This is a genomic window from Actinokineospora bangkokensis (genome assembly GCF_001940455.1).
In the GTDB taxonomy this organism is placed as follows: Bacteria; Actinomycetota; Actinomycetes; order Mycobacteriales; family Pseudonocardiaceae; genus Actinokineospora; species Actinokineospora bangkokensis.
In genome coordinates this window covers 251501-266025 of sequence record NZ_MKQR01000026.1, presented here as the reverse complement: position 1 = coordinate 266025, position 14525 = coordinate 251501, and the positions used below count along the sequence as shown (strand labels likewise).

Sequence of the window (14525 nt, the reverse complement as noted above, 5' to 3'; positions counted from 1 at the left end):
CACGATGGAAGCTCTCTTCGACCTCCCCGCCGACCCCACCGGCACCCCCGCGCGCCCGGCCACGGGGCCCGCCGCGCTGCTCGACGGCCTCAACGACCAGCAGCGCCGGGCCGTGGAGCACACCGGCAGCCCGCTGCTGGTCGTCGCGGGCGCGGGCTCGGGCAAGACCAGGGTGCTCACCCGCCGCATCGCCTACCTGCTCGGCGCCCGGCACGTGCACCCCGGGCAGGTGCTGGCCATCACCTTCACCAACAAGGCCGCCGCCGAGATGAAGGAGCGCGTCGGCGAGCTGGTGGGCCGCCGCGCCAACGCCATGTGGGTGTCGACCTTCCACTCCATGTGCGTGCGGGTGCTGCGCCGCGAGGCCAAGTCGCTGGGCATGACGTCGAGCTTCTCCATCTACGACGCCGACGACTCCAAGCGGTTGATCACCCTCGTCGGCCGCGACCTCGACCTCGACCCCAAGCGGTACGCGGCGCGGTCGCTGGCGGTGCACATCTCCAACCTCAAGAACGAGCTCGTCGACCCGGAGTCGGCCGCCGCGGCGGCCACCAACGACCTGGAGCGGCGGGTCGCGGAGGTCTACACCGAGTACCAGCGCAGGCTGCGCGAGGCCAACGCGATGGACTTCGACGACCTCATCATGCGCACGGTGGAGCTGCTGCAGGGCTTCCCGGACGTGGCCGAGCACTACCGCCGCCGGTTCCGGCACGTGCTCGTCGACGAGTACCAGGACACCAACCACGCCCAGTACACCCTGGTGCGCGAGCTGGTCGGCACCGGGGAGGCCGGGGTGCCCCCGGCCGAGCTGTGCGTGGTGGGCGACGCCGACCAGTCCATCTACGCCTTCCGCGGCGCCACCATCCGCAACATCGTGGAGTTCGAGCGGGACTACCCCGACGCCACCACCGTGCTGCTGGAGCAGAACTACCGCTCCACCCAGAACATCCTCACCGCGGCCAACGCCGTCATCTCGCGCAACCCCGACCGCCGCGACAAGCGGCTGTGGACCGCGCTGGGCGACGGCGAGAAGATCGTGGCCTACGTCGGGGACAACGAGCACGACGAGGCGAACTTCGTCGCCACCGAGATCGACCGGCTGGTCGACGCGGGCGAGGTGAACAACTCCGACGTGGCGGTGTTCTACCGCACCAACAACCAGTCGCGGGTGTTCGAGGAGATCTTCATCCGGCTCGGCCTGCCCTACAAGGTCGTCGGCGGCGTGCGGTTCTACGAGCGCCGGGAGATCCGCGACGCGGTGGCCTACCTGCGGGTGCTGGCCAACCCCGAGGACACCGTCAGCCTGCGCCGCATCCTCAACGTGCCCAAGCGCGGCATCGGGGACCGGGCCGAGGCCTGCGTGGCCACCCACGCCGAGCGCGAGCGGATCTCCTTCGCCGCGGCCCTGCGCGACGCCGCCGACGGCCGGGTCGCGCTGCTCAACCCGCGCTCGCAGCGGGCCATCGGCGGGTTCGTCGAGCTGGTCGACGGCCTGCGCCGGTTCGCCGACGACGGCCAGGACGTCGCGGAGGTGCTCACCGCGGTGCTGGAGCAGACCGGCTACCGCGGCGAGCTGGAGGCCTCCGACGACCCGCAGGACGCCACCCGGCTGGAGAACCTCGACGAGCTGGTCACCGTCGCCCGCGAGTTCGCCGAGGTGCCCGAGGGCGTCGAGGAGGTCGTGGGCGACGCGGTGGACGTCGGCGGGCCGGAGGCGGGGTCGCTGGCGGCGTTCCTGGAGCGGGTGTCGCTGGTGGCCGACGCCGACCAGGTGCCCGACGCCGACGACGGCGGGGTGGTCACGCTGATGACCCTGCACACCGCGAAGGGCCTGGAGTACCCGGTGGTGTTCAGCACCGGCTGGGAGGACGGGGTCTTCCCGCACATGCGCGCGCTGAGCGACCCGGTGGAGCTGGCCGAGGAGCGCAGGTTGGCCTACGTGGGCATCACCCGCGCCCGCCAGCGGCTGTACCTGACCAGGGCCATCGTCCGCTCGGCCTGGGGCCAGCCGATGACCAACCCGGCGTCGCGGTTCTTCGACGAGATCCCCGCCGACCTGCTCGACTGGCGGCGGCTGGGCCCGGAGCGGTCGAGCCCGGTGCGGGCGACGACGTTCGGCTCCGGCGGGCGCAGCGCCTTCGGCAGCCGCGGCACCCGCTCGCAGGCGACGGCGGGCTGGCAGAGCACCCCGGCGCTGTCGCTCGACGTGGGCGACCGGGTCAACCACGACAAGTACGGCCTCGGCACGGTCGTGGCCACCGACGGGCAGGGCCCGCGGGCCACCGCCACGATCGACTTCGGCACGGCGGGCACCATCCGCCTGATGCTGATCGGCTCGGTGCCGCTGGTGAAGCTGTAGCCGCCCCCGGCTACACCAGGGCCTGGTAGGCGAGGGTGTCCGCGTCCCGCACGAGGGCGGGCCCCTCGGGCGAGGTCCACAGCTGCTGGGTGAGCACGACGGTGGTCACGCCCAGCTCGGGGTCCACCCGCGCGGACGTGCCCAGCCCGCCGTCCCAGCCGAACCGGCCGGGCGTGGCGGCGAGGTCGGTGCGCGCGGTGGTGACCGCGACGCCGAAGCCCCAGCCGGTGCTCGTCCAGTCCAGGAAGCCGGGGGTCTGCTGCTCGGGCCGCACGTGCGGCACCGACATGAGCGCCACCGACGCCGGGGACAGCACGCCGCCGCCCCCGGTGAGCAGGGCGCGGCCGAACCGCAGGTAGTCGTCCGCGGTGGACACCAGCCCGCCCGCGCCGGACTCGAACGGCGGGGGCGCGGCCCACTGGCCGTCCGGGGCGTCGAAGACCTCGGTGCCCACCCGCGCCACCGGCAACCCGGAGGCCGCCCAGAAGCCGGTGGCGGTCATCCCCAGCGGCCCGAACAGCCGGTCGGCCAGGAACTCCCCCAGCGACGTCCCCGCGACCCTGGCGACGAGCACGCCCAGCACGTCGTAGGAGGTGTCGTAGAACCAGGACTGCCCGGGCTGGGCCAGCAGCGGCACGCCGCCCACCCGCCGCAGGTACTCCTCGGGGGCGGGCATCCGCGCGGGCCGCGGCGGCCCGGGGGCCAGGCCCGCCTCGGCCAGCGCCTCCTGCACGGGGTAGGTGCCGGGCGGGGCGAGCAGCTGCCCGGTGCCCAGGGTGGAGGTGAGCAGGTCGCGGGCGGTGATGGGGCGGGCCAGCGCGACGGTGTCGGTGACCGGGCCGGTGAGCGAGCGCAGCACCGGCACGTCGGCCAGTTCCGGCAGCCACGGGTCCACCGGGTCGTCCAGGCGCAGCGCGCACTCCTCGACCAGGACCATCGCGGCGGCCGCGACCACCGGCTTGGTCATCGACGAGATGCGGAACGGGGTGTCGCGGCCCACCGACCCGGCGACGACGGCGTGCGCCTCGCCGTCGCGGTCGACCAGGGCGACCAGGTCCGGGACGGAGCCGCGCTCGACGTACCCGGTCAGGCCGGTGCGCCAGCGCTCCAGGCGCCGGGGGGAGAAGCCGCTCACCCGCAGAACCTACCGCGCGGAAAACCGCTCGGGGATTGTCGTACCCCTGCGGTTCACTGTGCGGTGTGGATGGGGGGACGCGGCACCAGCGGGTGCAGTGCGAGCGGGTGCACGAGTGGGCGCTGCGCGAGCGGGTGCAGTGCGGGGGAGCCGGGCGGGGTCGCCCGGCGTCCTGGGGTGCCCCGGCACCGGGGGGTGGCCGGGGGGCGTGCGCGGTGTCGGGGTCTGGGCTTGGGGGAGGCTCAGAGCTGGACGCCGCGCGCGGCGAGCCAGGGCGCCGGGTTGACCTTGCGGCCGCTGCCGTCCCAGATCTCCAGGTGCAGGTGCGGGCCGGTGGACTGGCCGCGGTTGCCGATGTGGGCGATCAGCTGGCCCGCCTTGACCTTCTGGCCCTCGCGCACGACGTAGTCGTTGACGTGCCCGTAGACCGAGATGGTGCCGTCGTCGTGCTGCACGCGGACCCACAGGCCGAAGCCGGAGGCGGGGCCGACCTCGATCACCACGCCGTCGGCGACGGCGACGATCGGGGTGCCGATCCGGTTGGCGATGTCCACGCCGTAGTGCGTGACGCCCCAGCGGGCGCCGAAGCCGGAGGTGAAGGTGCCCTCGGCGGGCCGCACGACCTTGGGTCGCTTGGCCTCCTCCTCGGCCGCCTTCTGCTGGGCGATCCGCTGGTCGCGGGCCTGCACGACGCGCTCGGTGGAGGCCATCTTCTGCGCCTCGACGGCCGCGTCGGTGCCGCCCGCGGCCTCCAGCAGCTCGGGGGTGGTCGAGGAGGAGGTGGTGGCGTCACCGCCCAGGGCCATGGTGGCGCTGGCGTTGCGGATGCCCGCGAGGGGGACGGCGGGCTCGTCGGGGGTGCCCGCGGCGGCCGTCTGGAGGGTCTGCCCGGCCGCGGCGGCGGCGAAGGCGCCCATCGCCACGGCGGCGACGACGACCCGGCCGCGGACGGCGGAGCTGGGTGCGGCGATGCGGTGCGCGCCGCGTGCCCGGGTCGAGATGCGTTCGAGCGCCTCGTCGGGCGCGGTGAACTCCTGTTCACCGCCGGTGGAGCGATGTCGAGACAAGACCAAGCCTTCCGCGTTCGGGGAGCCGGGTCCGACACCGACCCGCGGGGGACGGGCCTGCTCGGTGCGGGGCGCCGGGCGGGGATCCCGGTCGGGTCGGCTGGATGCCTTCCCTGCCCCATTCGTGACCTGACTGTGACAACGGACCCGGGGACAGTAACGGTGCGGTCCCGCGCTGGGCAACAGCAGGCTGCGGGGCGGTGGCGGGCGCGGTTCGGCGCCGGCTGGTTGAGCAGCGGAAACGCCGCACCGTCACCGGGAAATCACCCGGTCGGTGTGACCGGGGTCTCGTTTGATGAACGCCCCCGGGTGGCAACCAAGCCCACGGATGCGCGTCACGGCGCACCCACGATCACCCCTGCGATCTTGCCGGGGTCACGGCGTTGGTTCAACGCTGTACTAGTCACGTGTCGCCGTCCCGCCAGTGGGCGCCCCCGCACCCCCGCGTCCCGCGCGCTGCCGACGGGCTCGGGTGGCGCCGGTTGCTAACTTGGCCGTGATGAACCAGCGGACCCCTGCGCCCGGCCCCGCCGCGCCCGCCGAGCCCGACCGCGCCCCGCTCACCGGCGCCGCCGACCGGGTGGGCTGGGCCGACGTGCCCCGGCGCGTCCGCACCGCCGTGGGCCTGGCCGCCGGTGCCGGGGTGCTCCAGGCGCTCGGGTACGCCGTCGGCCCGATCTCCGGCGGCCCGCCGCCCGGGTTCACCGCGCTGCCGCTGCTGGTGGTGCTGTCCCTGCTCCCGCCCGCCGCCGCGGCCGCCGCCTTCGCCCGCGGCAGGCCGGTGCTCGGCGCCGCCGTGCTGGTCGGCGCGGGCGCGCTGCTGCCCGCCCGGTTCCTGCTCGACCTCCAGTTCGCCGTCGAGCCGCTCTACACCTCCCGGCCCGAGGTCGCGCTGTTCCACAGCCTCGACCCGGTCGGCACCGGCGCGGGCACCTGGCTGCTGCTCGCCGGGCACCTGCTCGGCACCGCCGCCGCGGTGCTCGCCTTCGGCCGTCCCCGCACCGACGAGGCCACCCCGTACACCGCCGAGTTCGACGACCCCACCGGCGACCGCCCGGCCGCCCGCCGGGGCGGCTCGCTCGCGGCGGTGCTCGTGCTGGCGCCGTTCGCGGGCGCGGGCCTGTTCAGCGCCCCCTACCGCTCGGACAACCTGTTCCAGCTCGCCGACGACGCCGGGTCGGCGCCCACCCTGCCGGGCCTCGGGCTCACCCTGCTGATGGTGACCGTCCCGCTGGTGCTGCTGTGCTCCACGCCGTCGGCGCACCGCTCCATCGCCACCGGCGTGCCGCTGGGGCTGCTGCTCGGGCTCGCCGCCGTCGAGCTGCCCAACACCGCGGCCGGGCTGCGCTCCGACGGCCTGCACGCGACCTGGGGCCCGGTCGTGGCCCTGGCCGCCGTCCTGCTGCTGCTCGCCACCGCCCCGCTCGTCGCCGTCGCGGCCCGGGTCTGGCAGTCGGTGGTCGGGTACTGGCGCACCAGCGCGGGCGCAGCGATGCACGGCGTCGCCGCCCTGCTGGGCCTGGTCGCCGCCGTGCTCAGCCTGGTCGCCGCGGCCTCCGAGCAGGTCGTGGTGGACGCGGTGGCCGCGGGCCTGGTGGCGGGGACCGCCCCGCCGGACGGGCTGCGCGGGCCGGAGGTGTTCGTCGACGACCTCTTCTACCCGGTGGCGGGCCTGGTGTTCGTGCTGTCGCTGCTGCTGGCCGCCCCCCGGTTCGCCGGTGCCGTCCGCCCCGCCTTCACCGTCGCCCTGGCCGCGGTGCCGTTCGCGGGCGCGGCCACCATCGGCGCCGTGCTGGCCGAGGTCGACCGGACGCCGGTCTACGCCCCGGGCAACGGGGTGTGGGCGGCCGGGTTCGCCGTGGCCGCCGCCGCGGGGGCCGCGGTGCTCGCGGGCCTGGCGGGCAGCGCCGAGCGGTACGCCCTCGACGAGGACCCGCCGCCGCGCGAACTGCGCCTGGGCGTGGCCGCGCCGCTGGCCGCCGGGGTGCTGTTCGCCCTCGGCGCGTTCGGCCTGCCCGCGGTGCGCGCCCCCGGCTTCGCCGCGCCCGGCCTCTGGTCCACCGTGGACTTCGCCTCCGCGGGCCTGTGGGCGGCGGTGCTGTCGCTGCTGGCCGCCGCGGCCACGGCGGCCGTCGCCCGCCCGGCCCGCGCCGCCGCGCTGCTCGTCGGCGGTGCGCTGCTGGCCGCGGTGCGGTCGCTGGAGTACCCGCTGACCGCCGCCCGCGCCGCGGGCAGCACCCCGGGGCCCGGCACCTGGTTGGCGCTGGCCACCGTCGTCGCGCTGCTCATCGCCGCGCTCGTCGCGGGCACGGCCAAGGGGGCGCGCCGGTGAGCAGGCTGCGGGTGGTGGTGGCGGAGTTCGGCGCGCGCGACGCCGACGGCGCGCACGTCGTCGCCCGGCAGCTGCGCGACGCGGGCGTCGAGGTCGTGCACGCGGGCGGGCTCACCGCCGCCGAGCACGTCGTGGCCGTGGCACTGCAGGAGGACGCCGACGCCGTGGTGGTCGGCGGGCGGGTCGCGGAGGTGGCCGCGCTGCTGGCCGCCGAGGACGCCGACGACGTCCGCGCCATCGCCTACGACGACGCCCTGACCTGGGCCGACACCGCTCACGGGTGACCATCGCTACGCGTGGTGAGCCAATTCACCACCGCTCGTGACCTACCTCACCGGGTGCGAAGTGTCAACGGTAAACCGACCTCGCTAGGGTCCTTCTCGTCCGACCGCAGCACCGCCGCGCCGCGACCCCACGACGGCTCGGTTGCGCGTCCGACAGCAGCACGTCGACACCGGAGTCAGGAGACTGTCGAGTGGACCTGTACGAGTACCAGGCGAAGGACCTCTTCGCCGCCCACGGGGTCCCGGTCCTGCCGGGGCACGTGGCTGCCACCCCCGAGGAAGCGCGCGCGCACGCCGAGTCGCTGGGCCAGACCACCGTCATCAAGGCGCAGGTCAAGACCGGCGGCCGGGGCAAGGCGGGCGGCGTCAAGCTCGCCGAGACCGCCGACGAGGCGCAGGCCAAGGCGGAGGCGATCCTCGGCCTGGACATCAAGGGCCACATCACCCGCAAGGTGCTCGTGACCGTGGCGTCCGACATCGCCGAGGAGTACTACTTCTCCTTCCTGCTCGACCGCACCAACCGCACCTTCCTGGCCATGGCGTCGGCCGAGGGCGGCATGGAGATCGAGCAGCTGGCCGTGGAGCGCCCCGAGGCCCTGGCCAAGGTGCCGGTGTCGGCCATCGAGGGCGTGGACCTGGCCAAGGCCAAGGAGATCGTCGCCGCGGGCAAGTTCCCCGAGGTCATCGCCGACCAGGCCGCCGAGGTCGTGGTCAAGCTGTGGGAGACCTTCGTCAGCGAGGACGCGACCCTGGTCGAGGTCAACCCGCTGGTGCGCGACCCGCAGGACAAGGTCATCGCCCTCGACGGCAAGGTGACCCTCGACGAGAACGCGGGCTTCCGCCACCCGCAGCACGCCGACCTGGTCGACCAGGACGCCGAGGACCCGCTGGAGGCCGCGGCCAAGGCCAAGGACCTCAACTACGTCAAGCTCGACGGCGAGGTCGGCATCATCGGCAACGGCGCCGGCCTGGTCATGTCCACCCTGGACGTGGTGGCCTACGCCGGGGAGAAGCACGGCGGGGTCAAGCCCGCCAACTTCCTCGACATCGGCGGCGGCGCCTCGGCCGAGGTGATGGCCAACGGCCTCAACATCATCCTGGGCGACGCGGACGTCAAGTCGGTGTTCGTCAACGTCTTCGGCGGCATCACCGCCTGCGACGCGGTGGCCAACGGCATCGTCTCCGCCCTGGGCATCCTGGGCGACACCGCCACCAAGCCGCTGGTCGTGCGCCTCGACGGCAACAACGTCGAGGAGGGCCGCCGCATCCTGGCCGAGGCCAACCACCCGCTGGTGACCGTGGTCGACACGATGGACAACGCGGCCGACAAGGCCGCCGAGCTCGCGGCTGGGGCGTGACCTGACATGGCAATCTTCCTCACTGAGAACTCCAAGGTCATCGTCCAGGGCATGACCGGGTCCGAGGGCACGAAGCACACCACCCGGATGATCAAGTCCGGCACCAACGTCGTCGGCGGGGTGAACCCGCGCAAGGCGGGCACCAAGGCCGAGATCGAGGGCCAGCAGATCCCGGTGTTCGGCTCCGTGGCCGAGGCCATCGCCGAGACCGGCGCCGACGTCACCGTCATCTTCGTGCCGCCGAAGTTCGCCAAGGACGCGGTCATCGAGGCCGTCGACGCGGGCATCGAGCTGGCCGTGGTCATCACCGAGGGCATCCCGGTGCACGACTCGGCCTACTTCTGGGCGCACGCGGTGGCCAAGGGGAACAAGACCCGCATCATCGGCCCCAACTGCCCCGGCCTGATCTCCCCCGGGAAGTCCAACGCGGGCATCATCCCGGCGAACATCACCGGCCCCGGCAAGATCGGCCTGGTGTCGAAGTCCGGCACGCTGACCTACCAGATGATGTACGAGCTGTCCGACATCGGCTTCTCGTCCGCGGTGGGCATCGGCGGCGACCCGATCATCGGCACCACGCACATCGACTGCCTGGCCGCGTTCGAGGCCGACCCGGAGACCGAGCTGATCGTCATGATCGGCGAGATCGGCGGCGACGCCGAGGAGCGGGCCGCGGCCTACATCAAGGAGAACGTGACCAAGCCGGTCGTCGGCTACGTCGCGGGCTTCACCGCCCCCGAGGGCAAGACGATGGGCCACGCGGGCGCCATCGTCTCCGGCTCCGCGGGCACCGCGCAGGCCAAGAAGGAGGCGCTGGAGGCCGCGGGCGTGAAGGTCGGCAAGACCCCGTCCGAGACCGCCGCGCTGGCGCGCGAGCTGTTCGCCGCCAAGTAAGCAGCACGGTCCGAGGGCCGGGCACCCCCGCGCGGGGTGCCCGGCCCTCGGCGGTTCCCCGCCGGTGCACCGCGCGGGCGGCCCCCGGTGGTGTAGCGTCCGCCCACGTCCGCGGGTCCGGCGTTCGGCGGAACCGGGGCGCGCCCCGGCGCGTCCAACCGGCCCCGGGCGGACCCCCAGCGCCCGCAACGTCTCTGGCGTCGTGCCAGTCGCGTCGAGTGAGTCGAGGAGAGCACGCGATGACCTACCCAGGCGGTGCACCGGGTGGCTACCCCGGGCAGCCCCAGCCGCAGCCGCACCCCGGCTACGCCCAGCCCGCCGCCCCCGGCACCAAGCTGACCCCCGCGCAGATCCTCAGCCTGGTCGTCGCGGGTCTCGGCCTGCTCAACCTCTTCCTCGGCTTCGCCCCGGTCGCCGACGTCTCCGGCGCGGGCAACGCCTCCTACTTCGGCAACGGCCTCGGCTGGATCCCCGCCCTGCTCTGCATCGGCGGCGCGCTCTGCATCACCGCCGTGCTCCCCGGCGACAAGAAGATCGGCCTGCTCCCCCCGGTGGTCGTCGTCGTGACCACCCTGGCCTCCCTCTTCAGCACCTTCACCACCGACTACGACATGGGTGCGGGCGCGATCCTCATCCTCATCTTCAGCCTCCTGCAGACCCTCACCATCGTGGCCGCCTACCTGTTCGAGCTGGGCGTCCTCAAGCCCCCGCAGCCCTCCCAGCAGGTCCCGGTCTACCCCCACACCGGCCAGTTCCCGCCCCCTCCCGGCGGCTTCAACCCGCCGTCCGGCCAGTTCCAGAGCCCCTACGGCCAGCCCCAGCCCGCCCCCGGCCAGCAGCCCGGCCCGGGCGTGCCCCCCGCGGGGCAGCAGACGACGTTCGCGCCGCAGCAGGGCCAGTTCGGGACGCCTCCGGGGACCCCGCCCGGGGGGCACCCCCAGCAGGGCTGATCCGCTCTCCGCGCAACGGGCACTCCCCAGGTGGGGGTGCCCGTTTTGCGTTTGCCGGAAAGGCATCGAGCATTGTCGTAGCCGGGCTTCCCGCTGCGCAAGTGGTTGCGCCGTGGGCAAAGAAGGAGGTTCGGAAGGGCGCGGTGTGTGGTGGTATGAGCTGGTCGGCCGAGTTGTCCACAGCCCTGTCGCGGGGGTCGAGTTTCGTCGCTCCCTGCCGGTAACGTTGAAAACAGGGGTCCCCTTGCCCGGGGTACCTCGGCGCCAGCGTGGGTCGTGGGTGTGCGAGAGGGTGACCGCCCTCCGAGGCCCAACCGGGCTACCACCCAAGCCCCCGGGCCAAGTCCCGGCCTCGACAGCAGTACGCAAAGCCAGCGGACGCACCCGGCTCCGCCACCCACCCCAGCACCCCCGCGCCCAGCGGCGCGCCTCTGCCGTGGTGTCACCCTTCGGTGTCACAGTGGGGTGCATGGCGCTGCTCCACCCCGGTCCCCGGTCCACCCGCACCCGGGGGGCGCCCGCGCAGGCCACCGCCAGGGTTCTCGCGGTGGCCGCGCTCAGCCCCGTCCTCACGACCTACGCCGTCGTCGCGGCTGTGCTGGCCATCGGGATGGCCACCGCTGCTCGGGCGGTCTTCTCCACCACCGGGGTGTTGGCGGCCGCGGTGCCCGGGTGGTTGGCCGCGCACCAGGTGCCGTTGTCCCTCGGGGGGCGGGAGCTGGGTGTGCTGCCGCTGCTGCCGACGATCGCGGCGGCGTTGATGGTGTGGCGCACCGCTGCCACGGCGGCCGAGCGGCTGGACGCCCACACCCCGAAGCGGGCCGCGTGGATCGTCGGGACGATCGCGGGGGCGCACGGCGTCGTCGGGTTGTTGTTCGCCATCGCGTCCTCCGGGGGTTCGGCCACCGCGGACCCGCTGGCCGCCCTGTACTACCCGGCGCTGATCTCGGCGTTGGCCGCGTCGGCCGGGGTGCTGCCCAGGGCGGGGTTCGGGGTGCGGGAGCGGATCGATGAGCTGGCGTGGCGGGGGCTCAAGGCGGGGTTGCTGGCCCTGGCCGCGTTCCTCGCCATCGGGGCGACGGTCTTCCTGGCCGCGCTGCTCGGGTCGTTCGGGACCGTGCGGGACCTGTTCGCGGTCGACGGGGCGGGCAGCGGGCTGGGGATGCTGCTGCTGTCGCTGGGGTACCTGCCCAACGCGGTGATCGCGGCGACCGGGTTCGCGACCGGGCCGGGGTTCGCGCTGGGGGAGGTGGGGATCGGGCCGTTCGGCTTCACCGGTGGGCCGGTGCCCGCGTTCCCGCTGCTGGGCGTGCTGCCCGACCACGCCGCGCCGTGGTGGTTCGCGCTGCTGCTGCTCCCGGCGGCGGTGGGGGCGGTGGTCGGGTGGACGCTGCGCGACGTGGCGGTGGCGCCCGCGGGGCGGTTGCGGGCCGTCGTGGTGGCCGCGGTCGTGGTGGCGATGGCGCTCGCGGTGCTGGCGGGCAGCGCGGGCGGGGCGTTCGGCGGGGGCGCGTTCAACCCCGTCGACCTGCGGGCGGCGTGGGTGTCGCTGGCGGGTGTGCTGTGGGTCGCAGTGCCCGGGTCGGTGGTGGCCTGGACCACCGGGGAGCGCTCGCGCCCGCGCGCCGAGCCCGACCTCGACGACGACCTCGACGACGACCCCGACGAGGAGCAGGAGCCCGAGAACCCCGGCGACGACGGGGAAACCGACGCCGAACCCGGTGCCGACGACCTCGACGACGACCCGGGTGACGAGCCCGGCGACGGGCCCGAGGACGGCCCCGGAGCCGGTTCGGGCCGCTGACGAAGGTCAACTGAGCACCGCTTACCCTGGGGCGGAACCCGGTCCACCGCCCGCCCCAGGAGCCCGTGCTGAGCGCGACGTACCAGCCCGCCACCCCGGCCAGGATCGTGGTCCTGGTCTCCGGGACCGGCACCCTGCTGCAGGCCCTGCTCGACGAAGCGGCGGCCCCCGGGTTCCCCGCCACCCTCGTCGCCGTCGGCGCCGACCGGGCGGGCATCGAGGGCACCGCGCGGGCCGAGCGGGCCGGGCTGCCCACGTTCACCGTCCGGGTGGGCGACCACCCCGACCGCGCCGCCTGGGACGCCGCGCTCACCGCGGCCGTCGCCGCGCACGAGCCCGACCTGGTCGTCTCCGCGGGCTTCATGAAGATCCTCGGCCCGGCGTTCCTGGCGCGCTTCGGCGGCCGCATCATCAACACCCACCCCGCGCTGCTGCCCAGCTTCCCCGGCGCGCACGCGGTGGCCGACGCGCTGGCCTACGGCGTGCGGTGCACCGGGTCCACGGTGCACCTGGTCGACGGCGGCGTGGACACCGGCCCGATCATCGCCCAGGAGCCGGTGCCGGTGCACCCCGGCGACGACGAGGCGGGCCTGCACGAGCGGATCAAGGCGGTGGAGCGGCGGCTGCTGGTCGAGGTGGTCGTGGGCATGGCCCGGCAGGGCTACACCGTGGACGGACGAAAGGTGAGCATCCCGTGACGGATTCCCGCAGGCCGGTTCGCCGCGCCCTGGTCGGCGTGTCGGACAAGGCGGGCCTGGTGGAGCTGGCCTCGGGCCTGCACGCCGCAGGCGTCGAGGTGGTCTCCACCGGCGGCACCGCGAAGGCGATCGCCGACGCGGGCGTGCCGGTCACCCCGGTCGAGCAGGTCACCGGCTTCCCCGAGTCGCTCGACGGGCGGGTCAAGACCCTGCACCCCGGCGTGCACGCGGGCCTGCTGGCCGACACCGGCAACCCGCAGCACGTCGCGCAGCTCGGCGAGCTGGGCATCGAGGCGTTCGACCTGCTGGTGGTCAACCTCTACCCGTTCGTCAGGACGGTGGCCTCCGGCGCCACCCCGGACGAGTGCGTGGAGCAGATCGACATCGGCGGCCCGGCCATGGTGCGCGCGGCGGCGAAGAACCACGCCTCGGTGGCCGTGGTGGTCGACCCGGCCCGCTACGACTGGGTGCTGGCGCAGGTGGCCGAGGGCGGGTTCACCCTGGCCGACCGCCGCTCGCTGGCCGCCGCCGCCTACCGGCACACCGCGGCCTACGACGTGGCGGTGGCGTCCTGGATCGGCTCCGCGCTGGCCCCCGACGACGAGGGCTCCGGCTTCCCCGGCTGGGTCGGCGCCACCTGGGACCGCCGCTCGGTGCTGCGCTACGGCGAGAACCCGCACCAGCGCGCCGCCCTGTACACCAGCGGCGACGGCGGCACCGGGCTCGCCACGGCGACCCAGCTGCACGGCAAGGAGATGTCCTACAACAACTACGTCGACGCCGACGCCGCCTGGCGCGCCGCGCACGACCACGCCGACCCGTGCGTGGCGATCATCAAGCACGCCAACCCGTGCGGCATCGCGGTGTCCGAGGTGGACATCGCCGCCGCGCACCGCGGCGCGCACGCCTGCGACCCGCTCAGCGCCTTCGGCGGGGTGATCGCGGCCAACCGCGAGGTGTCGGTGGACATGGCCGAGCAGGTGGCCGAGGTCTTCACCGAGGTCATCGTCGCCCCCGCCTACGCCGACGGCGCGGTGGAGGTGCTGACCCGCAAGAAGAACATCCGCGTCCTCATCGCCGAGCCCCCGCGCCGCGGCGGCACCGAGCTGCGCCCCATCTCCGGCGGCCTGCTCCTGCAGCAGTCCGACGCCCTCGACGCCCCCGGCGACGACCCCTCCGGCTGGACCCTGGCCACCGGCGCCCCCGCCGACGAGGCGACCCTGGCCGACCTGGCCTTCGCCTGGCGCACCTGCCGCGCGGTCAAGTCCAACGCCATCGTCATCGCCACCGGCGGCGCCACCGTCGGCTGCGGCATGGGCCAGGTCAACCGCGTCGACGCCGCCAAGCTCGCCGTCGCCCGCGCGGGCGCCGACCGCGCCAAGGGCGCCGTCGCCGCCTCCGACGCCTTCTTCCCGTTCCCCGACGGCCTGGAGGTCCTCGCCCAGGCGGGCGTCAAGGCCGTCGTCCAGCCCGGCGGTTCCGTCAGCGACGCCAAGGTCCTCGCCGCCGCCGAGGCCGCGGGCGTCACCGTCTACCTGACCGGCACCCGCCACTTCGCCCACTAGGGGCCGCATTCCGCGGACCCACAACCCACCACCGCGTCCAATTCACGCGGGGTGCTCTCCAGCGAGTGGTGAGGGGCGG

At 74.6% G+C, this 14525-nt stretch carries 11 protein-coding genes; 9 read left to right on the top strand and 2 right to left on the bottom strand.

All coding sequences use genetic code 11. The annotated features are described in order from the left end of the window. The first annotated feature begins 4 nt into the window (after positions 1-4). Positions 5-2359, top strand: a complete 2355-nt coding sequence (gene pcrA / locus BJP25_RS23825; protein ID WP_075977792.1) for a DNA helicase PcrA — start codon at positions 5-7, stop codon at positions 2357-2359. 10 nt (positions 2360-2369) lie between these two features. On the opposite strand, the gene BJP25_RS23820 is transcribed toward pcrA, so the two are convergent. Further along, positions 2370-3494: a serine hydrolase domain-containing protein gene (locus BJP25_RS23820; protein ID WP_075977228.1), complete on the bottom strand. Its 1125-nt coding sequence runs from the start codon at positions 3492-3494 to the stop codon at positions 2370-2372. A 242-nt stretch (positions 3495-3736) separates the two neighbouring features. Next, on the bottom strand, positions 3737-4561 hold the full coding sequence (locus BJP25_RS23815; protein ID WP_233158230.1) for a M23 family metallopeptidase: 825 nt from the start codon (positions 4559-4561) through the stop codon (positions 3737-3739). A gap of 499 nt (positions 4562-5060) precedes the next feature. Here BJP25_RS23815 and BJP25_RS23810 point away from each other — a divergent pair, with 499 nt between their 5' ends. From BJP25_RS23810 to purH, 8 genes are all read left to right on the top strand, one after another. Further along, positions 5061-6893 (top strand): hypothetical protein, encoded by a 1833-nt coding sequence (locus tag BJP25_RS23810; protein ID WP_075977227.1) that lies wholly within the window; start codon positions 5061-5063, stop codon positions 6891-6893. After that, positions 6890-7177, top strand: coding sequence for a hypothetical protein (locus BJP25_RS23805; protein ID WP_075977226.1), 288 nt, complete (start codon positions 6890-6892; stop codon positions 7175-7177). Before BJP25_RS23810 ends, BJP25_RS23805 begins: the two co-directional genes overlap by 4 nt. A 191-nt stretch (positions 7178-7368) precedes the next feature. Next, entirely contained in the window at positions 7369-8535 is a 1167-nt protein-coding gene (sucC, locus tag BJP25_RS23800; protein WP_075977225.1) for an ADP-forming succinate--CoA ligase subunit beta, read from the top strand. 6 nt (positions 8536-8541) lie between these two features. Beyond that, positions 8542-9429 (top strand): succinate--CoA ligase subunit alpha, encoded by an 888-nt coding sequence (gene sucD, locus BJP25_RS23795; RefSeq protein WP_075977224.1) that lies wholly within the window; start codon positions 8542-8544, stop codon positions 9427-9429. A 239-nt stretch (positions 9430-9668) separates the two neighbouring features. Further along, entirely contained in the window at positions 9669-10379 is a 711-nt protein-coding gene (locus BJP25_RS23790) for a DUF5336 domain-containing protein (RefSeq protein WP_075977223.1), read from the top strand. A 469-nt stretch (positions 10380-10848) separates the two neighbouring features. Next, entirely contained in the window at positions 10849-12183 is a 1335-nt protein-coding gene (locus BJP25_RS23785) for a cell division protein PerM (RefSeq protein ID WP_084794438.1), read from the top strand. A gap of 65 nt (positions 12184-12248) precedes the next feature. Next, the gene (gene purN / locus BJP25_RS23780) at positions 12249-12881 is read left to right on the top strand and encodes a phosphoribosylglycinamide formyltransferase (protein WP_233158229.1); all 633 of its coding nucleotides are present in this window, start codon (positions 12249-12251) and stop codon (positions 12879-12881) included. Continuing rightward, positions 12878-14446, top strand: coding sequence for a bifunctional phosphoribosylaminoimidazolecarboxamide formyltransferase/IMP cyclohydrolase (gene purH / locus BJP25_RS23775; RefSeq protein ID WP_075977222.1), 1569 nt, complete (start codon positions 12878-12880; stop codon positions 14444-14446). The genes purN and purH overlap by 4 nt, the downstream gene beginning before the upstream one ends. Positions 14447-14525: the final 79 nt, after the last annotated feature.